This is a genomic window from Psychrobacter sp. Ps4, from assembly GCF_022129285.1.
GTDB lineage: Bacteria > Pseudomonadota > Gammaproteobacteria > Pseudomonadales > Moraxellaceae > Psychrobacter > Psychrobacter immobilis_A.
The window spans coordinates 23,043-45,550 of sequence record NZ_JADQAK010000010.1; the positions used below are offsets into that span (position 1 = coordinate 23,043).

General features: G+C 43.2%; 19 protein-coding genes. 9 read left to right on the forward strand and 10 right to left on the reverse strand.

The window, feature by feature from the left end; genetic code table 11:
* Positions 1-449 precede the first annotated feature (449 nt).
* Together I3252_RS07425 and I3252_RS07430 are read left to right on the forward strand one after the other, a co-directional pair.
* Positions 450-1,190, forward strand: coding sequence for a gamma-glutamyl-gamma-aminobutyrate hydrolase family protein (locus I3252_RS07425; protein WP_238034737.1), 741 nt, complete (start codon positions 450-452; stop codon positions 1,188-1,190).
* The gene (locus I3252_RS07430) at positions 1,165-1,923 is read left to right on the forward strand and encodes a cupin domain-containing protein (RefSeq protein WP_238034738.1); all 759 of its coding nucleotides are present in this window, start codon (positions 1,165-1,167) and stop codon (positions 1,921-1,923) included. Before I3252_RS07425 ends, I3252_RS07430 begins: the two co-directional genes overlap by 26 nt.
* A gap of 163 nt (positions 1,924-2,086) precedes the next feature.
* On the opposite strand, the gene I3252_RS07435 is transcribed toward I3252_RS07430, so the two are convergent.
* The 8 genes from I3252_RS07435 to carA all read right to left on the reverse strand — a co-directional run bounded on the left by I3252_RS07435 (position 2,087) and on the right by carA (position 13,752).
* Positions 2,087-3,436, reverse strand: coding sequence for a glycosyltransferase (locus tag I3252_RS07435; RefSeq protein WP_226951683.1), 1,350 nt, complete (start codon positions 3,434-3,436; stop codon positions 2,087-2,089).
* A gap of 149 nt (positions 3,437-3,585) precedes the next feature.
* Entirely contained in the window at positions 3,586-4,470 is an 885-nt protein-coding gene (locus tag I3252_RS07440) for a TIGR03915 family putative DNA repair protein (RefSeq protein ID WP_238034739.1), read from the reverse strand.
* A gap of 69 nt (positions 4,471-4,539) precedes the next feature.
* A complete protein-coding gene (locus I3252_RS07445; RefSeq protein ID WP_238034740.1) occupies positions 4,540-5,808 on the reverse strand; it encodes a putative DNA modification/repair radical SAM protein in 1,269 nt (422 codons plus the stop codon).
* A gap of 119 nt (positions 5,809-5,927) precedes the next feature.
* The gene (locus I3252_RS07450) at positions 5,928-6,542 is read right to left on the reverse strand and encodes a hypothetical protein (RefSeq protein ID WP_238034741.1); all 615 of its coding nucleotides are present in this window, start codon (positions 6,540-6,542) and stop codon (positions 5,928-5,930) included.
* A gap of 184 nt (positions 6,543-6,726) precedes the next feature.
* Positions 6,727-7,695, reverse strand: a complete 969-nt coding sequence (locus I3252_RS07455; RefSeq protein WP_238034742.1) for a hypothetical protein — start codon at positions 7,693-7,695, stop codon at positions 6,727-6,729.
* Positions 7,696-8,179: 484 nt separating this feature from the next.
* On the reverse strand, positions 8,180-8,656 hold the full coding sequence (gene greA, locus I3252_RS07460) for a transcription elongation factor GreA (RefSeq protein ID WP_238034743.1): 477 nt from the start codon (positions 8,654-8,656) through the stop codon (positions 8,180-8,182).
* A 396-nt stretch (positions 8,657-9,052) separates the two neighbouring features.
* Positions 9,053-12,307, reverse strand: coding sequence for a carbamoyl-phosphate synthase large subunit (gene carB / locus I3252_RS07465; protein ID WP_238034744.1), 3,255 nt, complete (start codon positions 12,305-12,307; stop codon positions 9,053-9,055).
* 212 nt (positions 12,308-12,519) lie between these two features.
* On the reverse strand, positions 12,520-13,752 hold the full coding sequence (carA, locus tag I3252_RS07470; protein ID WP_238034745.1) for a glutamine-hydrolyzing carbamoyl-phosphate synthase small subunit: 1,233 nt from the start codon (positions 13,750-13,752) through the stop codon (positions 12,520-12,522).
* Positions 13,753-14,190: 438 nt separating this feature from the next.
* Here carA and I3252_RS07475 point away from each other — a divergent pair, with 438 nt between their 5' ends.
* Entirely contained in the window at positions 14,191-14,727 is a 537-nt protein-coding gene (locus tag I3252_RS07475; RefSeq protein WP_238034746.1) for a gamma carbonic anhydrase family protein, read from the forward strand.
* 93 nt (positions 14,728-14,820) lie between these two features.
* Here I3252_RS07475 and I3252_RS07480 read toward each other — a convergent pair whose 3' ends face one another.
* Entirely contained in the window at positions 14,821-15,270 is a 450-nt protein-coding gene (locus I3252_RS07480) for a hypothetical protein (RefSeq protein WP_238034747.1), read from the reverse strand.
* A 269-nt stretch (positions 15,271-15,539) separates the two neighbouring features.
* Here I3252_RS07480 and I3252_RS07485 point away from each other — a divergent pair, with 269 nt between their 5' ends.
* The 3 genes from I3252_RS07485 (at position 15,540) to I3252_RS07495 (ending at position 17,775) form a co-directional block, all read left to right on the forward strand.
* The gene (locus I3252_RS07485; RefSeq protein WP_238034748.1) at positions 15,540-16,241 is read left to right on the forward strand and encodes an HAD family hydrolase; all 702 of its coding nucleotides are present in this window, start codon (positions 15,540-15,542) and stop codon (positions 16,239-16,241) included.
* Positions 16,242-16,358: 117 nt separating this feature from the next.
* Positions 16,359-17,454, forward strand: a protein-coding gene (gene prfB / locus I3252_RS07490; protein ID WP_095849321.1) for a peptide chain release factor 2 whose coding sequence is annotated in 2 segments (ribosomal slippage) — positions 16,359-16,430 and positions 16,432-17,454 — 1,095 coding nt in all. Because the reading frame shifts where the segments join, the coding sequence is not laid out codon by codon here.
* 36 nt (positions 17,455-17,490) lie between these two features.
* Entirely contained in the window at positions 17,491-17,775 is a 285-nt protein-coding gene (locus I3252_RS07495) for a pyrimidine/purine nucleoside phosphorylase (RefSeq protein ID WP_045445514.1), read from the forward strand.
* Between the two features lie 108 nt (positions 17,776-17,883).
* Here the strand turns inward: I3252_RS07495 and I3252_RS07500 are convergent, their stop codons facing one another.
* Positions 17,884-18,336 carry a GNAT family N-acetyltransferase gene (locus I3252_RS07500; protein WP_238034749.1) on the reverse strand — a complete coding sequence of 151 codons (453 nt, stop codon included), beginning with the start codon at positions 18,334-18,336 and terminating at the stop codon, positions 17,884-17,886.
* A gap of 181 nt (positions 18,337-18,517) precedes the next feature.
* Here I3252_RS07500 and I3252_RS07505 point away from each other — a divergent pair, with 181 nt between their 5' ends.
* From I3252_RS07505 to I3252_RS07515, 3 genes are all read left to right on the forward strand, one after another.
* The gene (locus I3252_RS07505; protein WP_238034750.1) at positions 18,518-19,648 is read left to right on the forward strand and encodes a DNA topoisomerase IB; all 1,131 of its coding nucleotides are present in this window, start codon (positions 18,518-18,520) and stop codon (positions 19,646-19,648) included.
* A 214-nt stretch (positions 19,649-19,862) separates the two neighbouring features.
* Positions 19,863-21,587: an AMP-binding protein gene (locus I3252_RS07510; RefSeq protein WP_238034751.1), complete on the forward strand. Its 1,725-nt coding sequence runs from the start codon at positions 19,863-19,865 to the stop codon at positions 21,585-21,587.
* Between the two features lie 87 nt (positions 21,588-21,674).
* Positions 21,675-22,466, forward strand: coding sequence for an SDR family NAD(P)-dependent oxidoreductase (locus I3252_RS07515; RefSeq protein ID WP_238034752.1), 792 nt, complete (start codon positions 21,675-21,677; stop codon positions 22,464-22,466).
* The last annotated feature ends 42 nt before the right edge of the window (positions 22,467-22,508 follow it).

Consider the following 22,508-nt stretch of genomic DNA (forward strand, 5'->3'; position numbering starts at 1 on the left):
GACTGTTATTACGTGTTGATAGTGAGTGTGTATGAGCCAGTGATGAAATTTATAACTAACACTTGATAGAGCAGTAGTTGGTAATACGGTGCTTAGTTGTTGTCTATATTCATCAAAAGACGCATATCTAATAATTATAAAAAGTTAATTTCATTAATGATATTAACTACTTACCTATATATCTTTTTAGAGCGCTACGATTAACTGTAAAAATTACACTCTGCTCTAGTGTCTCGCTGATAACTTCCAATATATGTATGAAAACTATAGTTGTCAATTTTTATTTAAAATTATCTTAAATTAATGCATTTTTCCAATTTTATTATTAATATCGGCAATATTGAAATTTATAGTTTACATTTTATGAGATGCTGTGTTAAATTTTAGCTAAATAAAGGATTGAGCAATATAGACGATGAGGTCTATTTGTTATAACTAGGGAAGACGGTATGAAAAATTCTAGACCTATTATTGCTATTGTTTCTTGTCATAAGATGGTTGATGGGCAGCCAGCACAAGCGGTGTATCAAAAATATATCGATGCCGTGAATTTTTATGGTGGCAATCCCATACTGCTGCCAAATACTGCTGCCGATAGCGAAAACTTTGAGGCGCTACTGAATATCGCAGATGGGATTTTGTTAACGGGCAGTTATAGTAACGTGGCACCAACGCGTTATGGCGCGACGCATATCGAAGCGAAACAAGACTTGGGTCGTGATGAGCTGAGCTTTAAACTGTTGGATTATGCAGACAAGACTGGCATTCCATTACTAGCGGTTTGCCGAGGTTTGCAAGAGATGAATGTGCATTTTGGTGGCACGCTACATCCTGATTGGCGGGAAGTGGAGGGGTTTTATGAGCCACATTTAGAGGACAATACTCAGCCACTTGAAGTGCAGTATCAGCCAGTTCATGACGTGATTATTCAAGCAAATGGCAGACTTGCTGCCTTTAGTGAAAAATGGCACGTTAACTCGCTACATAAACAAGCAATCCATAAAGTAGGCGCGCGTTTATTCGTTGAGGCTCTAGCGCCTGATGGTTTGGTCGAAGCCATCAGCTTGTTGCAACATCCATTTATGATTGGTGTACAATGGCATCCTGAGTTAAATTATGCACAAGACGACTTGTCCAAATTTCTATTCACGGAATTCATTCACTATGCCAGCAAACCCCAAACTGAATAGCACTACTGAAGGCAATGTAGACAATGCCAGCACTGACATTGATATTAATAACGGCATTGACGCTGATGTTGCCAGTGATAAAGCGGCTGATATCGATACAGATGACGACATCAGTGGTGATGATGAAGATGAGCTGACAGACTCTGAGACAGCGATATCAGCCGAAAATGACGAGTCGCCAGAAGAGGATATCGGTAAAAAGATCAATCAGCTGCGTCTCGCAAAAGGCTACTCGCAACGTAAGCTTGCGAAATTGTCAGGATTAACCAATACTTCTATCAGCTCCATTGAGCGCAATAAAGTCAGTCCAGCAGTGAATACGCTAAAGGCAATTTTGGCGGTATTGGGTTCTGATTTGACCACGTTTTTTAGTGATGAATGGAAGGAACCAAAGGCGAGAGTTGTAGTAACGCCAAAGGATTTGTTGGAGCTGAGTGAACCGAGTAGCAGAGTGTCGCTAAGACAGGTATATAACTGTAGTACCACCAAGAATTTGGGTTTTTTGATTGAGGTGTATCAACCGAACAGCTCAACGGAAGAAAAAATCGCCCACGAAGGTGAAGAGATTGGCACCGTTATTGAAGGCAAGATTCTTATCCGTATCGATGAGACGACGTATCTATTAAACCAAGGTGATAGCTACGTGATTGATACCATTCGCCCGCATACTTTTATCAACCCTACTGATGGCGTGACTCGCATTGTTAGTGCGCACACCCCGACGACTTATTAGATGAGCATTTTAATAGCCATTTAAGTTGATGTTTAAATAACCATAGTGATTTCCCGCGCGGCTTCTAAAAATAGAAGCCGCGTTTTTTTGTATGAAATAATTCATTGTGAAAACACGCCCCAGCAAGCTGTTAGATATTAGCCTAAGTAACAAAGTGATAGGCTTACAGGTCTTTATGATTTTGAAGCGTGTCTGAGTCAGTAGGCGAATTTGAGGTACTCATCGCTTTAGGCTTTTCTTTGACAAGCTTTACTTTAGTTTGTTTATCGGCTGGTGCAAGCGCGACATAAGCAGACTCAGGCTTCTTACTAGTGGGCTTAGAGGATTTTTTTAGCGTCTTGTTAATTCTTTTGACAGCAGCGGCATCGCTTGCAGCTTGTTCCTCTGCGAGTGAGTCGTCATATAAACCTTGGTAGACAGCGAGGGTTTCTTCAATCATCTCACGCATGGTGAATTTATTGGTCATTTCAGGGCGTGTGATGCTTTCTAATTGATTTCTCACGGCTTTACATAGCGCATTGGCATTGTATTTTTTGACCAGCCCTTGAGGATATAGCGGTTGTAAAATCTCACTAAATGCGGCCTGATCCCAACCAATAACGGGTGTACCTAAATGAATCGCTTGTAAGGCGTTGATGCCGATTGATTCAGGCTCATTCGCAAGCGCCATGACGATATTGGCGGCTGAGAGCCATTCACGCATGTCATTACGTTTGCTGCCTACATAAGTAATGCGATCAGCCAACCCTAATGTATTAGTGCGTTGGCGGAAATCTTCATGCGCGACGTCACCATCTCTATAATCATCATCCATGATAATGACATGGATGTTAGGGAACTGCTCTTGCAAGTTGCCCAAAATATCAATCAGCCATTCCTGACCATATTCGTTGCCAATAATGGTTGGAAATACCAGCCACTTTTTATGCTCAAGCTCAGGATATTCAGCAAAAGTATGCCGCAACCAATAAACAGACGGATTATGACGATAAGGATAACGGCGCGTATCGATACCACGGTAGATGCGTTTGATGACTTTAGGGTCTGCATCTTCTCGGCGCAGGCCTTTTTTTAGATAATTGGTCACACTATCGGAGACGGTAATGATGGTATCGACATCAAGTAGGGCTTGAGAGTATTTATTGATCGGATAAAAACCATACATGGTTGACACTAGCTTTGGTATCCGCTTGACACGGGCGCGGCGCAATGCCAAATGCAGTATCCATGCAGGTGTGCGTGAGTGCACATGGATCACGTCAGGATCGTACTCTTCAATTAAACGCCGCAGCGCCGTGACTTGTAGTAACGACAGCCAAGACTTTTTATTCATGTGTAGCTGATGGTAGTTATTGCCATCACGCTTTAGACGTTTGACCAGATCATTATCTTCATCGGCGCTAGAGACGATGATGGAGGTATGGCCATTTTTGACCAATGCGCGCCCAAGATGAAAAATACCGCGCTCGGATTCATCATGCTTTAAAGACGACAATAAGCGCATAACTTTCATAATGGCATTGGTGACCAGTTCATAATAACAAGTGGCTATTGTCAGTTAAAAGCCGCCAAAACTCAACCATCAAGATAAAAAGATAAGGTTATATGGTCGAGTTTCTAAGAGAGATACGCATAAAGGCTTGAATCGAAGGATAAAAGTCACTAGCGACGTTTCTGTAAATGCTCGGCATTGGGCAGTACTTGCTTTTCGCTTAAGTATTTCCAATAGCGCTGCGGCAAGTATTGCTTATGCAAACGTGGGTTTTTACGCTCTTTGATATTGACGTTGGTAAAGTAACCTTGCCAAAATTTTTGATAGCGCTGCTCATCCTCGCTATGAATACTGGCAGGATTGCGCAGCACGGCATTATCTAAATCAGTGATGGCTTGCAGGGCAGCGGGGCGTTTAAGCGTACTTTTGCTTTTATCATAATAAATGCCATAGCCACGGGATAAATCATAAATCGCCCAGTGTTGGTCTTGGTAGCGCTGCCGAAAATGCTCGCCAATCAGAGGCAATACATTAAAATCAGGCTCCACTCGCGCAAAATAGATATCGTCAGTGGTATGCTCAAAACGTACAAAGGCTTCCATACGATGTTTCTCACGACCGACCGATTTGACAGTTTGCACCAGCTCTAAGACATTGAGATTACCCAAGTCTTCCATAATATGGCGGCTAGGGTAGTCAATGGCATATTTGACCACTTGAAACAGAGTCGTACCGATATTGTCTTTTTCGGATAAAAATCCCCACAGAATATTGCGCATACCCGAGCGACCTAAGAGCTTATTCAGCTTTATCAGTACGCGTTCGGCATTGTCTTCATCAGTAGTAACGCTAGTTGCTTGTGCGATTAATGAAGGTACATAGCAATCTTGAGCGATTAACTGTAGAGAATCATCGTTTTGCAGTTTATTGGCATAGACATAAAATACCGCACTCAGCCAACCCTCAAAACTTGGTTCATAAAGCACGATGCTGGGTGTTAATTGACCCAGATGATAAGTTTGGGTTTCAGCGATTTCTGACAATGACTGCAACATTATTTATCCTAATTTGCTATCTCAAGATGCTCTAATAGTGGTGGCTCACTTTATAAATAATCTTGATGCTTAAAACAAAGCTATTTGCCCATTACGCTGGTCTTTATACTTGGTCTGCGTCTGTGCCAATACATATTGCCGGAAGTTATCACGCGTTAAATGCGCTAAATGTTCGTTTTTTCCGGTAGTTGCGATAAAGTATTTGGCGCGATTGACCGCCGCGCCCATTTTTTTGAGATGATAAAGCGTCAACTGATTAAACTTGCGCGCCTTTACTATCTTTTTAGCCGTCTTAGTACCAATGCCCGGGATACGCACAATCATCTCATAGCTTGCGGTTTGAATATTAACCGGAAAATGCTCACGGTGGCGGATTGCCCAAGCAAGCTTTGGGTCGCAGTCTAAGTCTAAAAATGGCGAGTCAGGTTCAACGATTTCATGCGCGCCAAAGCCATAAAAACGCATCAGCCAATCCGCTTGATACAGACGGTTTTCACGTATCATCGGCACTGGCGTTCCAATCGCGGGCAGGCGACTGTCAGATAGCATCGGCACATAGCCAGAATAGTAAACGCGTTTTAAATCATACTGTTTATAAAAATGACTCGATAACTGAATTACTTGCAAGTCAGTCTCGTTACTCGCGCCAACAATCATTTGACTGGTTTGACCTGCTGGCACAAATTTCGGTGCTTTCTTATGGGTTTTACGGCTCTCTTTGATCGTAATAATTTCAGTTTTAACCGTTTCCATCGGTGCTTTTAATTCATCATGTGATTTTTCTGGGGCGAGCAGTGCTAGACCTGATTTGGTCGGAATCTCGATATTAACGCTTAAGCGGTCAGCATACAGACCAGCTTCTAATAGCAACTCTTTTGATGCACCCGGAATGGTTTTTAGGTGGATATAGCCATTAAAACGCTCACGGGTACGTAATATCTTGGCGACCTCGACCAAGCGTTCCATCGTATAATCGCCACTTTTAAAGATACCTGAGCTCAGAAACAACCCTTCGATATAATTACGACGATAAAACTGCATGGTTAAATCAACGACTTCCTCGACGCTAAAAGCAGCGCGCGGGGTGTCATTACTTTTACGTGAGGTGCAATACGCGCAATCGTATATACAGTGATTGGTTAAGAGGATTTTTAACAAGCTGACGCAGCGGCCATCTTCGGTATAGCTGTGACAAATACCAGTTGCAGAAGCATCGCCCAGACCACCGCCTTGGTTTTTGCGCGTACCAGCGGAGGATGAGCAAGAAACATCATATTTAGCAGCATCCGCTAAAATATTGAGCTTGCCTTGTAGTCGTTCATAATTGATGGTGGCCATAAGATTACCAATTCATTTATTGGCTACTATTTTAGCAAATAGGCTTGTAAGTCACTGGAATTATTGAAGAAATATTTATTTCATGCGACAACTGTTGTCGTGCTATTTATGAAATTTTTTTAATTATGAGAGCAGGGATTAGGCAACGTTTGAACCACTTCTTCTGAGAAGTATTCTTTGACAATGAGACGTCCTTTTTTGTCAAACTCGACGTTGTACTTGGGGTAAGCTGCAAAAGCGTCTGGGTCATAGGTCGAAGGAAAATCGATTTCTTTATCTGAAAAAAATCGGCTAGCCGTCCATAATTGTTTATCATTATTATATCCAACGCTACACCGACTGTTTAGGTCAAAGGTGAAATAACGGCCAAAGTATTGCTCCTTGCCGCCACGACCAAATAGCATATTAGCACCGCACGGGTTGCCACAGCCGATATAGACATGATAAGTATCTTTATCGATTTTTTTGAGCGAAGTATGGTTCCAGCCGTAATGACCTATTCCATTCATAAGCACGGTTTCTATTACTTCGCCATTATTTAACGTTTCGCTTTTAAGGATATAACCATCATCGCAAAATTCATTATCGTTCTTAGTTATATATGCAGTACAAATTTTCGACATATAAAAGCTAGCGTCAAATTCTGGTTCGGCAGCTTCAGCCCAAGATATAGAACTAAAAATACAGCTATAAATAATAAAAACCAATGCATAGAGAGGAGTAAATTTATACATGGAAATAATGACCAGATACTTGTTTTGAATTAATTGCACTATAGCAAAAGGTTGGTTGTTAAGGAATAAGGTACACTCATCAAAAAGGTCTTGCTGACTAAGAAATTAGCCGGCAAGACCTTTTACTAATTTTAAGATTAATTAAATAACAATACTTTCAAATCTAAACTTTCAGATCTAATTTTTACTGAACCTTCGCACGTATAACAACCGTTTGCGGTGCGTTAGCAGGAAGATCTACCAAGTTCCATTTGAGTCCAGAGTAATTTTCCGTGATGACTACAGTATTGCCAACTTGTTGGATAGTCTGATAACTGTCGCCGCCTGTTGTCGCAAGCGTTGGTAGAGGGCTATTCAATGATACTAATTGCACGCCATTTGGCAGTGACACCATGGCATTGATGTCAGTGACGGGTTGTGCCGTGGTATTGGTATAAGTGGTGTGGTATTCGATGATGTCGCCAGGTGCGATATGGTTCGCAGGTACAGCCACTTCGCGACCATCTTTATTTTTTAATATTTTCATCACTTTGGTTTGTGCATTCACCACGTCAGGCGTACTAAAGGTCGGGGTCAGTTGCAGAGCATCTAAAGACGTAGATACTATTTGCGTCGTTGCAGGTTGGTTCGTTACTACGGTTGTCGTTGGCGTATTGATGACTGGCAATTGGGTAGCCGTCGTCACAGGCAATACTTGCGTCACGCTAGTCGTCGGCACGGCTATGACATCAACCTTGCTGGTTTGATTGGTGACCTGGTTAGTCACAGGTACGCTCGTAACCGTGGTGCTGCCTTGGGTGACGACCGTATTGCTCGCACCATTACTGGCTACTTGGCGAACCGTATAGCGTGGAACGTTAGTTACTTGAGTCACAGCATAAGGCATGCCGTCTTGCATAGTGATGCCGTGTGGTATCGCTGTAATGGTTGCGGTTTTACCGTCAGAATACTGCTCAACGACGGTAGTGCTACTACCAGCAGACGAAGTGATGGCGATTTCAGGCGCAGCATGTGCGGTAGATACCATCAATAAAGCGCCTGCTAAGATTGTTGGAATAGAAGTGCTTATCATGCTTTTTTTGACGAGGTTATGCTGGGTAAATGCCTTCTTATTTATAGTCAGTAACGCTGGCATATCGATGTGTATGGTCATAATAGATTCCTTTAAGATAACAGTAAATAAAGCCGCTAATGTAGTAGCAGAAAGCAAAGCGTAAAAAATAACGCTTAGAAAACAACACCTAGAAAAGAAAAACCCCCGTCAAATGAGCATGTAAACCATGTCAAATAACGAGGGTAAAGATACTAATGATAGCCAACGTTCGCTATCTCTCCATCATTATTTTAGTCAGTTGTTAAGCACTGATGTCTAATGCTTATCATGAAACACTTGTAATCATCACAAGGCTCAGCATCTATACTCGAGCAATTATGCGCTAAAACAAACAGACTAAAAAAGCAGCGTTGTGTAACTTCTGCTCTATTCATAATGAGGTTGTGTACTACTTTCTACGCTCATTTGCTAAGCAAATTTCCAGCTGATTCGCGTTAAAATACTGCTGTCATCAAAAGCTTTTTATTTATCAAAGAATTGCTATCAAAGGCTTTCTATCCAGATATTTCTCAAATAAGAAAAATTAATCGTAAATCACTTTCATGATTTCGTATTCGACCACGCCTTTTGGCGTTTCAATACGCGCTTCATCGCCTTCAGACTTACCAATCAAACCACGTGCGATCGGTGAATTGACTGAGATTTTACCCGCTTTAAAGTCCGCTTCATCATCACCAACGATTTTGTATTGTTTTTCTTCTTCGGTGTCCATGTTTTCGATAACGACGCTCACGCCGAATATCACACGACCATCTTTTGGCAATGTTGCAGGATCAATCACTTGCGCGCCGCCAAGTTTGGCTTCGATATCACGGATACGCGCTTCACAAAAACCTTGCTGTTCGCGAGCAGCATGATATTCAGCATTTTCTTTCAAATCGCCATGTTCACGGGCTTCAGCGATAGAAGCAGTGATGCGTGGACGGTCGATACTTTTTAACTGTTTTAATTCGGCTTCTAGAGCCGCATGTCCTTGCGGAGTCATGGGATAACGTTGCATGTTTTTTCCTTAAACCAATAACACCACACCATCTCCTACTCTTTAGTGAATAGTGAGATGGTGTCAGTGTTGTTGCAATGAGTATGTGAAGATATAAAAAGAATGAGGTTTAGACTGCGTAACAACCAAACACGCGCTTATCTGTGAGCATGGATACACTGACAAACAAGACACTTTAACCTTACGTAATAAAAAGCATAGTCGCAGTTTAGCCACTATGCTTTTTAGGTCTATCTTTTTAAAACTTTATTTTTTTAAAGTACTGCTTTTTTAAGCCGTACGTTTTTTTAAAGCCCTATTGTTATATAAAAATCGACAACAAGTTTTGCATCCGCTGTTAAACAAGCGTTGCCGTTATGCTTAATCTACTGAAATTATGCTGCTAAGTCAATAGAGCTAAGTAATAGTCTTTGCTTGTTCGTGCAAATCTTGTAGCTTATAGACCTCAAACGGTAGGTCAATGGCATAAGATTTACAAACCGCGTCTGCCGCCCCTAAAGTCGTCACATAAAACACTTTACCTTGCAAGGCGCTACGGCGGATAGAGAATGAATCCTCTTGTGCCTGTTTGCCTTCAGTGGTATTGATAATAAGGTCGATTTTACCATTTTTCAAGGCATCGACGATGTGCGGGCGACCTTCGGTAACTTTATTAATTTGCTTGCACTCAATACCGGCGTCGCTCAATATTTTTTGCGTACCAGTGGTTGATACAATGTTAAAACCAAATTCGACAAGCTGGCGAGCGATAGGGGCGATTTGTGCTTTGTCACTATCACGTACTGAGATAAAGACAGTTTTGGTTTCGCCTTCGGTCGGTAGACCTGGCAGACGCTCATTACTACCGATAATGGCTTTATAAAATGCTTCGCCAAAGGTTTTACCGACGCCCATTACTTCACCTGTTGATTTCATCTCAGGGCTCAAGATTGGGTCAACGCCAGGGAATTTAGCAAACGGGAATACTGCTTCTTTGACGGCATAGAATGCTGGAACGATTTCAGTGGTAAAGCCTTGGTCTTTCAATGAGGTGCCAGCCATGCAGCGTGCCGCGATTTGCGCTAAAGAAGTACCAATACATTTAGAGACAAACGGCACGGTACGGGCAGCGCGAGGGTTCACTTCTAAGATATAAATTGTTTCACCTTTTACCGCAAACTGTACGTTCATTAAGCCGACAACACCAAGCTCTTTTGCCATGGCGACCGTTTGCGCGCGCATCACATCGCACAGCTCATCAGACAATGAGTAAGGTGGCAATGAACAGGCTGAGTCACCAGAGTGCACGCCAGCTTGTTCGATATGCTGCATGATACCGCCAATCACGACGTCTGTACCGTCGCTAACGCAGTCTACATCGACTTCGATTGCATCGTCTAAGAAGCGATCTAGTAGGACGGGCGCTTCGTTCGATGCTTGAACCGCCGTACGCAAGTAGTGTCTTAGCTCATCTTCGTTATAGACGATTTCCATCGCGCGGCCACCAAGGACATATGATGGGCGTACGACTAGTGGATAACCAACATCTTTTGCTTTAACCAAGCCATCTTCTAAGCTGGTCGCTAAGGCATTGGTTGGTTGGACAAGGTTCAATTGCTGAATCATATGTTGAAAACGCTCACGGTCTTCAGCACGGTCAATCGCATCAGGGCTAGTACCAATGATTTTTACACCAGCGGCTTCAAGAGAGCGAGCCAGTTTCAACGGTGTTTGACCACCGAATTGTACGATCACGCCATCAGGGTTTTCGATACGGACGATTTCTAGTACGTCCTCTAACGTGATTGGCTCAAAGTATAGACGGTCTGAGGTGTCATAATCGGTTGAAACCGTTTCTGGGTTACAGTTGACCATGATGGTTTCATAGCCATCTGCACGCATCGCAAGAGCAGCGTGTACACAGCAATAGTCAAATTCGATACCTTGACCGATACGGTTAGGACCGCCACCGATGACCATGATTTTCTTGTTATTCGTTGGGTTGGCTTCACATTCGCTATCGTAGGTTGAGTACATATAGGCGGTGCTGGTGGCAAATTCTGCCGCGCAGGTATCGACGCGTTTATAGACTGGATAAACGTTTAAATCCCAACGTTTTTTGCGTAGTTGCTTTTGTGAGACACCAAGGAGTTTTGCTAAACGTAAATCTGATAAGCCTTTACGCTTAAAGCTACGTAAGTTCTTCTCAGTTAAACCACCAAAACCTAACGCTTTGACTTGAGCTTCAGTTTTCACGATATCTTCGATTTGTACCAAGAACCATGGATCGATTTTGGTTAAGTTGAATACTTCATCGACGCTCATACCGATACGGAAAGCATCGGCAATATAATAAATGCGTTCAGGCGTTGGAATGGTTAAGCGATTGGTGATTTCGCTACGTGCCTTTTCAATGCTAACTTTCGATAAGTCAATTTGCTCATCAAAACCATCATTGCCAGTTTCCATACCACGTAATGCTTTTTGCATCGACTCTTGAAAGTTACGACCAATCGCCATCACTTCACCAACCGATTTCATTTGGGTTGATAGAACACTATCTGCTTGTGGGAACTTTTCAAAGTTAAAACGTGGAATTTTTGTGACCACATAATCAAGCGCAGGCTCAAAGCTGGCTGGCGTTTTGCCACCTGTAATGTCATTTTGCAATTCATCTAGCGTGTAACCAATGGCTAATTTCGCCGCGATTTTAGCAATCGGGAAACCAGTGGCTTTTGACGCCAATGCTGATGAGCGTGACACACGTGGATTCATCTCGATGACGACCATACGACCAGTATCAGGGTTAATACCGAACTGAACGTTTGAGCCGCCGGTTTCTACACCAATCTCACGCAGTACTGCCAATGAGGCATTACGCATGATTTGGTATTCTTTGTCGGTCAAAGTTTGTGCTGGCGCAACCGTGATTGAGTCGCCAGTGTGCACACCCATTGGGTCAAAGTTCTCAATCGCACAGATGATGATGCAGTTGTCGTTTTTGTCACGAACCACTTCCATCTCATACTCTTTCCAACCGATTAATGATTCATCAATCAGCAATTGATGGTTTGGCGATAAATCAAAACCGCGCTCACAAATCTCGATAAATTCGTCACGGTTATATGCGATACCGCCGCCTGAACCACCCATCGTAAATGACGGACGAATGATACAGGGATAGCCCATTTTTTCTTGGGTCGCAAACGCTTCTTCCATGGTTTCAGCAGTTTCAGCGCGTGGGCATTCAAGGCCGATACGCTTCATGGCTTTATCAAATAAGTTGCGATCTTCTGCCATCTCGATAGAGTCTTTGGTCGCCCCAATCAATTCGCAGTTATATTTGGTCAAGACGCCATGCTTGTCTAATTCTAAGGCACAGTTTAGAGCGGTCTGGCCACCCATGGTTGGCAAGATGGCGTCAGGGCGTTCTTTAGCAATGATTTGCTCAACGGTCTGCCAAGTAATTGGCTCAATATAAGTCGCGTCCGCCATGGTAGGGTCAGTCATGATAGTCGCAGGGTTTGAGTTGACCAAGATGACGCGATAGCCTTCTTCTTTTAGCGCTTTACAGGCCTGTGCACCCGAATAATCAAACTCACATGCTTGACCGATGACGATAGGACCTGCGCCTATGATAAGAATGCTTTTTATGTCGATACGTTTTGGCATAGTTAGGGCTACCTTCGTTAGTATGATATTTTAATTGATTTATATTCGGCTAAAATCGTATTTGAACAGTGCTATATTTTAATAAAACAATACTTTAATAAAATGATATTTTGCGTGGCTCAGCTTAAACCATCATGCGTGATCTAAGCTGTATAACGAATACTTATTGTGTGCTAATGACTGATACTTAAAAACTGATTAACTGCTTAAGCTTAAGCTTTAGCCTTTGCCATCATATCTGCAAACTTATCAAACAGTGGCGCACAATCATGCGGACCTGGGCTGGCTTCTGGGTGACCTTGGAAGCTAAAGACTGGCTTGTTAGTCAGCTCGATACCTTGGTTGGTGCCGTCAAATAATGAGCGATGGGTAGATTTAACGTTGTCTGGTAGCGTGTCTTCATCAACCGCGAAACCATGATTTTGACTGGTAATCATAACCGTGCCAGCTGCTAAGTCTTGAACTGGATGGTTGGCGCCGTGATGACCGGTTTTCATTTTAATGGTGTTGGCGCCGCTAGCTAGACCAATCAACTGATGACCTAAACAGATGCCAAAGGTTGGCACATCAGTTTTTTCAATGATATGACGTACGGCATCGATAGCATAGTCGCAGGCTGCAGGGTCGCCAGGACCGTTTGATAAAAAGATACCATCTGGGTTCATCGCCAGCACATCTGCGATAGGCGTTTGTGCAGGAACGACGGTTACATGACAGCCGCGGTCAACCAGCATACGCAAGATATTGGTTTTGCTACCAAAGTCATAAGCGACGACATTGTATTTAGAATCGATGTGAGTGCCGAGTTGCTTAAAGAAGCCGCCTGTACCGCTATCATGGCTGCCAATGGCATCACGGTTAAGTAGGGTATCTGATAAATCCCACGTACCTGCTGTCCATTCGAACGTCTCTTTAGTACAGCATTCTTTTGCCAAGTCCATGCCTTCGATACCAGCAAATTCTTGTGCCAATTTGATGGCTTGTTGCTCGTCAGCAGCGCTGATTGTCTCGCCGTCTGAGGCGGTCATAATACAGCCATTTTGTGCGCCTTTATCACGTAGTAGACGAGTCAATTGACGGGTATCAATCTCAGCGATTGCAACGGTATCGTTACGTGATAAATAATCGCTTAATGATTCTGAGTTACGGAAGTTTGAGGTGACCATCGTTGCATCACGGATGATAAGACCGTCTGCCCATACTTGATGGCCGTTACCAGATTCGACATCTTCAGCGTTGGTGCCCGTATTGCCGATATGCGGATAGGTTAGGGTCACGAGCTGACGCGCGTAGCTTGGATCCGTTAGGATTTCTTGGTACCCTGTCATGGCTGTATTAAACACCACCTCACCGACACGATGACCGAGACTGCCGATACTCACACCGCGAAAAATCGTACCGTCTGCTAATGCCAAAATTGCTTGTATTTCTGCCGATGAATTCAAGGTTTGCCTCCGCTGTTATTAGTGAGTGCCATAATTTTTTATGATGAAATTTTGGATTGAACGCGGCTTTTTGTATCGAAAAAATTGCTATTAATGGATACTAAAAAACACCTAAACCCAAAATTTTCCCACAAAAAAGCGAGAAGACATTATTGATGGAAACTACAAAACCCACTAGATAGTGAATAGGTAACTTGCATCATGTCCGCTCGCTTAGGCACAGATTTTGCGCATTATATACAATCTGCCCGCAGATAGCCAGCCGATTTTTAGATTGAAAAGTATGCCTTTAATTATTAGCCCTTAATAGCGCTGGATTTTCCCTTTTGGCTTTGCCACAATGGACAGCAAATCGAGATATCTGGTCTTTATGATTCGCTTTCATGACTAATTTTCATGACTGACCTATTTCATTACTATATATAACAAGGAGCCGTTATGATTTATCAATATTTAGACAAGGTGCCCGAATTCGCGGTACCTTTTCATGGTTGGGTCGCAGACTCAGCACGAGTGATAGGCGATGTCTATTTGGGTCATCAGGCTAACGTGTGGTTCGGTGCGGTGATTCGCGGTGACAATGAGCGCATTTACATCGGCGATTATAGTAATGTGCAAGAAAACAGCGTTATTCATACTGATGCAGGCATTGAGGTTAAAATCGGCAACTATGTCACTATTGGTCATTTAGCGATGCTGCACGGCTGCGAAGTCGGTGATAATAGCTTGATTGGTATTGGTGCGGTGGTATTAAATAATGCCAAAATTGGTAAAAATTGTATCATTGGTGCCAAAGCCCTTGTCACAGAAGGCAAAGTGATTCCAGACAATTCACTCGTCATGGGCGCACCTGCCAAGGTGGTCAAAACCTTAACGGATGAGCAAGCAGCAATGTTAAAACTGTCGGCGCTACACTATGCGGAACGTTGTCAAAAATTTAAAACAGGCTTAACAGAAGTAGCGATGCCTGATTGAGAACAAGTTTATAAAACATAAGTGAACTGTCTGATATTGATCTACTCTCTATGTTTATGCAAATGATGCAAACGCGCCTTATATAGAGGTTCTTTATGTCATCAGCATCATGACCAGCCAAATAATGGCAAAAATGATAATACCAATAATCAGTCCGCGAAAAATATCATGGCGTATAGAGTAGTCATTAAGGTAAGCGTTATGATTGGTTGTTTCGTTGATGTTGAGCGCATTGACGCTCTCAGCACCAGCATTTTTACCAACAATAAAACCCATGATTGCGCCCACAACCAACATAAATGGGGTGAATAACCAGAAAACGTCGCCATTACCTATACCAGCTATTGAGCGAATAACCACAATAGCAAGATCAATCAGTAAACCACCAGCACCATACATCAAACCATTTAAGAACGCATATAGTATACGGTCCAAAGGTGATTGATAGCTTTTACCCAGCTGACGTTGTCTGATTTCTTTGATCGAACGGGCAGGGCGACGCGTTTTACTTGGCAAAACATTTTTGACATCAGGCGTTTCCATGCGATTCTCTATTTTTATGATGAAGTAAGCAAAACAGATACTAGGGCGTATCACCATTTTTAGCACCATTTAGGCACTTTCGTTCAGATTGAGGGCACAGCCTAACCACAAGTTATATAAATAAATTTACCATAATTTTGTTTGGTAAGCAGTAGCATTCACTAAAAATTATTGAGAAATTTTTTCATATCATTATCTATCTCCAAAGCGGAAGTTATTAAAAACCAGTTGTATTTCTGTCCTTCAACAAACAATAATAAGGTCTCATTATGCAGGCAACACAAGCACAACTTTCTCCAAAAGAGCTGGCACTTTTTGATTTAGATCATACTTTGCTCGACGTCGATAGCGACTATTTATGGGGCGAGTATATAGTCAAACACGGCCTCGTCGATGAAGCGCAATATCGCACGGCCAATCAAAAGTTTTATCAAGACTATATCGAAGGTACGCTTGATGCGACGGAATATAATGAATTTGTGGCGCAGTTTTTGAGTAGCTTGCCGATGGATAGATTGCATGAGCTACGAGAAGACTATATTAAAAGTGAAATTGAGCCACACATACGCCCAAAAGCGATGGAAGTGCTCTGTCAGCATGTTGAAAAAGGTCATGAGGTGGTGATTATTTCTGCGACCAATGATTTTGTAGTATCAGCCATTGCCAAGCGTTTTGGTATCGAAGGTGCCAATGTGCTATCGACACCGCTCGAGATAAAAGATGAGCGTTATACGGGTAAGTTGGCGGACAAGCCCAATTTTAAAGAAGGTAAGATATATCATCTAGATAAATGGGTGAATAAGCAGCAATTGGCTGGCGTGACCTTTGAAAAAACCTACGCATATTCAGATTCTAAAAACGATATTCCGTTGCTTAAATGGGCAGATGTGGCAATTTGTGTGTCGCCGGATGATGCATTACATGCACATGCGTTAGCGCATCACTGGGCAGTAGAGGATTGGTCGATTTAGGTTGTTTAATATTATTTAATATATTGGCAGTAATAATTAGTCAACTATTTAGCCTCAATCTCATTTAAAATGACGGCACAGCCGTTAGATATTTATTTAAAAAAAACAGGAACCTTTATGGAAATCAATCCGTATCAAGAACGAATCAAAGATTTATCAGAGCGTGGGCAGGACTTGCGGAGGTATCTTTGACTTTGATGGTAAGCAAGAACGCTTAGAAGAAGTCAATTTAGAGTTAGAAAACCCCGAGCTATGGAATGATCCAGAGCGTGCGACTAAAATTAATAAAGAAAAAAGCCAGCTTGATGGCGTCATCGATGTTGTGGTGTCGCTTGAGAGCACATTGGAAGATGCGTCTACCATGCTGGAGCTGGCGGTAGAAGCAGAGGATGAATCCTTGCTGGCGGATGTGCAAGCAGAGCTCGACAATGCGGAGAAACGCGTTGCTGATTTAGAATTCCGTCGCATGTTCAGCGGTGAGATGGATCCTAATAACTGCTACTTAGATATCCAGTCGGGTAGTGGCGGCACCGAAGCGCAGGATTGGGCGGAGATGCTGTTGCGTATGTATACCCGCTGGGCGGAATCGCATGGTTTCAAAGTTGAGGTCATTGAGGTATCTTCTGGTAGCGTGGCTGGTATTAAATCAGCAACGATTGAGATTAAAGGGGATTATGCTTTTGGTTGGTTACGTACCGAAATCGGCGTGCATCGCTTAGTCCGTAAATCGCCATTTGATAGCAATAACGGTCGTCATACCTCGTTTGCTGCCGTTTTTGTATCGCCTGAAATTGATGATAATATCGAGATTGACATCAATCCAGCAGATTTGCGTATTGATACTTATCGCTCATCGGGTGCGGGTGGTCAGCATGTGAACACGACCGATTCTGCGGTACGTATCACCCACGAGCCAAGTGGCGTGGTGGTCACTTGTCAGAATGAGCGTAGCCAGCATGGGAACAAAGCGACGGCGATGAAGTTGTTACGCGCTAAGCTTTATGAGCTTGAGATGCAAAAACGGATGGAATCTCAGCAAGCGGTCGAGGATGGCAAGTCAGACGTTGGCTGGGGCAGTCAAATTCGCTCTTATGTACTTGATGACTCGCGTATCAAAGACTTGCGTACTGGCGTTGAAACCTTTAACACTGGTGCAGTACTCGATGGCGACCTCGATCAGTTTATCGAAGCGAGTCTAAAAGCAGGATTGTAAAATAAAATAGTAACTAATATTTAATTAAGGAAAATTATGCCAAGCGTTAACAGTTATTTTGATAATAAAGTCACTTCTATTGCCTTTCAAACGGCAACTAAGCCTGCAACAGTTGGCGTGATGGAGATTGGTGAATACGAGTTTGGTACCAGCGAATTTGAAACCATGAGTGTAGTCAGTGGTGCATTGACGGTCAAATTGCCAGAAAGTGATGAGTGGCAAACCTTTAATGCAGGTGAGCAATTTACCGTTGAAGCCAATCAGAAGTTTCAAGTAAAAGTGGCAGTAGAAACGGCTTATTTATGTGTTTATGGTAAATAAGCATTTTTAGAGTAGTAGTCAACAGATTAACGCCAAGTGTTTAACGCTTGGCGTTTTTTTATGGTTGCATTTTGAGATAAATTTGAGTCATAAAGTATTGGACAACCATTATAAGTTTTTACGATATTGCACCATGTCTGTTTGAGTGGCGATTGCGTCATAGAGTTTGCGCGCCGTGGTGTTGCCTTCTTGTGTCGTCCAATATACACGGTTGCAGTTTTTACTACGAGCGAACTCATATACCTTTTCAATCAGTACTCGTCCTACGCCTTGTCCGCGTACCTGTTCATTGATATATAAATCTTCTAAATAACAGCATTCAGTGATATTCCAAGTATTGGGATGTAGCATCACATGGGTTATACCTACTAACTTGTCGTCCTGCCAAGCACCAAAACCATAAATCGGCACGTTACTATCGAGCAAACTGTGCCACGTGTTTTGGGTGGTACTTGATGGCAAACTGGTCTCATAAAATTTTAGATAGTTTTGCCACAAAGGTAACCAAAATTCGTAATCGGCTTTAGATAATGCTGCTATCTTTATAGAAGTATTTTTCATTGTGTTTTATTCAAATTAAATTGTTATTGTTATCAAATTATGGCTCATAATCTCATTATTTAGAACCCTTTTAAGCGTGTTTTTTTACACATCAATTACACTTTGCTCGTGGCAAATAAACAGCAAAAACCATCACAATTCATTATGCTAAAACAACTATTTTATCAATCGAGTATGTATTATGGCGACGCTAAATGACCAAACAACCACGCAAGACATACGCCATGATTATGAAAAACTCGCTCGCCTTGCTAATCTGCGCTATGTCAGTGATGATGAGCTTGGGTTTACGCGTAGGCGTTGGGGGCGCGGGTTTACTTATAAGGATGCCACAGGCAAAACGGTCAAAGACAAAGCGTTGCGACAGCGTTTTGATGCGCTAGTGATACCGCCGATGTGGTCGGAGGTTTGGATATGCCAAGATGATAAAGGGCACTTGCAATCGACGGGGCGCGATGACAAAGCACGAAAACAGTATCTGTATCACCCTGAGTGGGATCGCGTACGTGACCAAGCCAAGTTCGATGCCATGATAGGCTTCGCTAGAGCATTGCCGAATCTACGTGCACAAGTCGAAAAAGATTCGAAAGCTAAATCATTATCCCGTGAAAATGTTTTATCAGCAGTGGTCAAACTATTAGAAACGACATTGATTCGTATCGGTAACAGCCGCTATGCCAAGCTCAATAAAAGCTATGGTTTGAGTACTTTACGCAGTAAACACGTGAGCGAAACCGATAACGGACTGGCGTTTGACTTTGTCGGAAAAAGTGCCAAAGAGCATCATATTGAATTGCAAGATGAGCGTTTGATTGAGATTGTACAGGCATGTTCTGAGTTACCTGGTTATCAGATTTTTAAATATTTGGATGACAAGGGTCATAAACAAGTCGTCGACAGTAGCGATATCAACGACTATCTACGCACGCATACTAGCGGTCATGGTCGTGACAGTGAGATGTATAGCGGTAATTTATATAGCGCAAAGGACTTTCGTACTTGGATGGCCAGTGTGCTGGCAGCAAGCTACCTTTATGATGAGCTACAAACCAAGTCTGGCAAAGCAATTTTATCCAGTGAACCTGAGAGCAAAGAACGTCAGCAACTGGTGACTGTTATGGTAAAAAGTGTCGCTGATGAGCTGGGCAATACCCCTGCTGTCTGCCGAATATCTTATATTAATCCCATTATTATAGAGCGCTTTTTGGCGGGGCAGTTCTTTGAATCTTATAAACAAGCGCGCCGTGGACGTACTAAACAGCATCAAAGTTATGAAGAAAAGGCGCTGCTGGGATTTTTAAGTGGCTGCTGAGTGCTTTGAAATAAAGTTCCATCAAGAGTTTGTGATTGAATTATAAAAATGATACGTTATGTATTGAAATAAATATTAAAATGCGTTACTAATAGAGTCTATGCACATTGATATGTGCGAACAAGCAGAAAGAACAGTTGCTAGGATATGCCTGTTTTTCTGCTGACAATTCTCTTATTTCGCCCGTTACCTGCTATTGCTAAAGGATTAGCTTATGAACACCTCTTCTTCCGACCCATCATTCGTAAATACCGCTTCAAATCATACTGCACACCCGCCGATGAGCTACAGCGATTACTATCATAACTTTGATATGAACGCGCTATTAACAGAGATATTTGGCGAGCATTTAGACGATCGCTTGAATGCTTATATGGCATGTTGTGGTCGTCATGTGCGTGATGGTCGCGGTGATAATATTGCACTGGTGCATGAAGATACGTCGGGCAATGTAACGCGCATGAGCTTTGCTGAGCTTGATAAGGCAAGCGCACAAGTCGCCAATTTATTGTTGTCTTATGGCGTACAAGTTGGTGACCAAGTAGCGACCATGTTACCTCGCACTCCTGAGCTGCTCACCATTGTACTCGCGACTTGGCGGATCGGCGCGGTTTATCAGCCGTTATTTACCGCCTTTGGCTATGATTCGATTAAGTATCGGATGGACAAAGCCAATACCAAAGTGGTTTTTACCAATCAAGAAAATCGTGGCAAGTTTGACGACTTAGCGAAGCAAACTAAAATGGTGCTGGTTGGCAGCAAAGTAGATGCGCAAAGCTGGGGTGATGATAGCTACGCTGAAAAGGTCGCAACGCAGTCGCAAACGGTAGACGCGGTTTCATTAGATACCGATGCACCCTTTCTGCAAATGTTTACCTCGGGTACGGTTGGCAAATCAAAAGGCGTTAGTGTGCCGCTAAGTGCGCTCTCAGCGTTTTATCTCTACATGCGCTATGCGATTGACTTGCGAGTGGATGATAATTACTGGAACATGGCTGATCCAGGCTGGGCATACGGTCTTTATTATGCGATTACAGGACCTTTGTTATTAGGGGTAACAACGTATTTTAATGAAGCGGGCTTTGACGCTGCTAATACCCGCGACTTTATGGTACGCCATAAAATTAGCAATTTGGCGTCCTCGCCAACTGCATTTCGTATGATGAAATCGAGTGGCGTGTTTGAAGCTGCTCACAATGACAATAGTAATGATAATGAGGCTAAACTATCACTGCGCTGTGCCAATTCAGCAGGCGAGACCTTAAATACCGAAGTGGTCAACTGGGTTGAGACCTACTTAAGCTGCAAGGTTTGTGATCAGTACGGACAGACCGAGACAGGAATGACTTGCTGTGAGCACCATGCATTGGCACATGACTGTCCAGTAGGCTCGATGGGCATGGCGCTACCGGGGCACACATTGGTGGTGTTAGATGATGATATGAATATATTACCTGATGGCGAGCAAGGACAGCTTGCCGTAGTGGTCAGTCAATCGTCCGCGTTTTATTTCCGCGGTTATAGCTGGAACGAAAAAGACGCCTTCGCTGATGATTACTATTTAACAGGCGACGTGGTTGAGCGTCACAGTGATGGCAGCTATTGGTTTTCAGGGCGTGATGACGATATTATCATTACCGCAGGTTACCGCGTTGGACCAACCGATGTTGAAAATACCGTGCTGGAGCATGAGGCAGTCGCAGAGTCAGCGGCAGTTGGAGTGCCAGACGAAGTGCGTGGTCATACCATTAAGTCGTATGTGGTGCTAAAAGACGGTATCGAAGGCACGGACGAGATTGCCAAAGAGATTCAAGACTTAGTCCGCAGACGTCTATCAACTCACGCTTATCCGCGCGAGGTTGAGTTTGTAAAAGAGTTACCAAAAACCCCAAGTGGTAAAATTCAGCGCTTTTTGCTGCGCAGTTTGTCTGCGGCTTAATGAAGCAATGCACTCATATCGTCAGGTTAAGATAAAAATCGATGACTGATAAAAATAACAGTAAAAATATTAATAAAAGGAATAATTATGAACATTGAACAACAGAGCTTTTTGGTCACAGGCGGTGCATCAGGTTTGGGAGAGGCAGTGGTTCGTGCTATTGTCAATCAAGGCGGTAACGTCGTCATCGCAGATCTGAATGAATCGGCAGGGCAAGCACTGGTAGACGAGCTAGGTGACAATGCGCGTTTTACACGCTGTGATGTGACCAGTGGTGATGAGGTGCAAGCGGCTGTGGATACGGCTGAAAAAGAATTTGGCGGCTTACAAGGATCTATCAACTGTGCGGGCATTGCCGTTGTGCAAAAGCTGCTGGACCGTGATAATAACCCAGCGGATCTCGATGCTTTTAGTCGCGGCGTCAATATTAATCTTGTCGGTTCTTTTAATGTCGCGCGTCTGGTCGCTGCCAGTATTGCAAAGCGTGTAGCAAATGCCAATAACGCAGACAGCTCTGTAGAGAAGAACGCTGATAATGGCGTCATTATTAATACGGCTTCTATTGCCGCTTTCGATGGGCAAGTAGGACAAGCAAGCTATTCATCGTCAAAAGCAGGTGTCGTCGGTCTGACTTTACCGCTAGCACGTGAGCTGGCACGTCATGGTATTCGCGTCATGACTATCGCGCCGGGCGTCTTTGCCACACCGATGATGGAGACTATCCCTGAAAAAGCGCGCGAACAACTAGAGGCGGGCGTACCTTATCCTAAGCGTCTGGGCAATCCCAATGAGTTTGCCAAGTTGGTCATGCATATCATTGATAATGCCTATCTCAATGGAGAAGTCATTCGCTTAGATGGCGCGATTCGTATGGTGTAATGGTATTAACGAAGTTTTTATGTTCAAAAGATCCTAGGGCGT

Excerpts from the sequence above, each read along its gene's own strand:
- I3252_RS07445 (WP_238034740.1), bottom strand. The coding sequence starts at position 5,808 with ATGGCCACCATCAATTATGAACGACTACAAGGCAAGCTCAATATTTTA.
- I3252_RS07510 (WP_238034751.1), top strand. The coding sequence starts at position 19,863 with ATGAACACCTCTTCTTCCGACCCATCATTCGTAAATACCGCTTCAAAT.
- I3252_RS07435 (WP_226951683.1), bottom strand. The coding sequence starts at position 3,436 with ATGAAAGTTATGCGCTTATTGTCGTCTTTAAAGCATGATGAATCCGAG.
- I3252_RS07475 (WP_238034746.1), top strand. The coding sequence starts at position 14,191 with ATGATTTATCAATATTTAGACAAGGTGCCCGAATTCGCGGTACCTTTT.
- I3252_RS07495 (WP_045445514.1), top strand. The coding sequence starts at position 17,491 with ATGCCAAGCGTTAACAGTTATTTTGATAATAAAGTCACTTCTATTGCC.
- I3252_RS07515 (WP_238034752.1), top strand. The coding sequence starts at position 21,675 with ATGAACATTGAACAACAGAGCTTTTTGGTCACAGGCGGTGCATCAGGT.
- I3252_RS07450 (WP_238034741.1), bottom strand. The coding sequence starts at position 6,542 with ATGTATAAATTTACTCCTCTCTATGCATTGGTTTTTATTATTTATAGC.
- I3252_RS07430 (WP_238034738.1), top strand. The coding sequence starts at position 1,165 with ATGCCAGCAAACCCCAAACTGAATAGCACTACTGAAGGCAATGTAGAC.
- I3252_RS07455 (WP_238034742.1), bottom strand. The coding sequence starts at position 7,695 with ATGACCATACACATCGATATGCCAGCGTTACTGACTATAAATAAGAAG.
- carB (WP_238034744.1), bottom strand. The coding sequence starts at position 12,307 with ATGCCAAAACGTATCGACATAAAAAGCATTCTTATCATAGGCGCAGGT.
- greA (WP_238034743.1), bottom strand. The coding sequence starts at position 8,656 with ATGCAACGTTATCCCATGACTCCGCAAGGACATGCGGCTCTAGAAGCC.
- I3252_RS07480 (WP_238034747.1), bottom strand. The coding sequence starts at position 15,270 with ATGGAAACGCCTGATGTCAAAAATGTTTTGCCAAGTAAAACGCGTCGC.
- I3252_RS07500 (WP_238034749.1), bottom strand. The coding sequence starts at position 18,336 with ATGAAAAATACTTCTATAAAGATAGCAGCATTATCTAAAGCCGATTAC.
- I3252_RS07440 (WP_238034739.1), bottom strand. The coding sequence starts at position 4,470 with ATGTTGCAGTCATTGTCAGAAATCGCTGAAACCCAAACTTATCATCTG.
- I3252_RS07505 (WP_238034750.1), top strand. The coding sequence starts at position 18,518 with ATGGCGACGCTAAATGACCAAACAACCACGCAAGACATACGCCATGAT.
- I3252_RS07485 (WP_238034748.1), top strand. The coding sequence starts at position 15,540 with ATGCAGGCAACACAAGCACAACTTTCTCCAAAAGAGCTGGCACTTTTT.
- I3252_RS07425 (WP_238034737.1), top strand. The coding sequence starts at position 450 with ATGAAAAATTCTAGACCTATTATTGCTATTGTTTCTTGTCATAAGATG.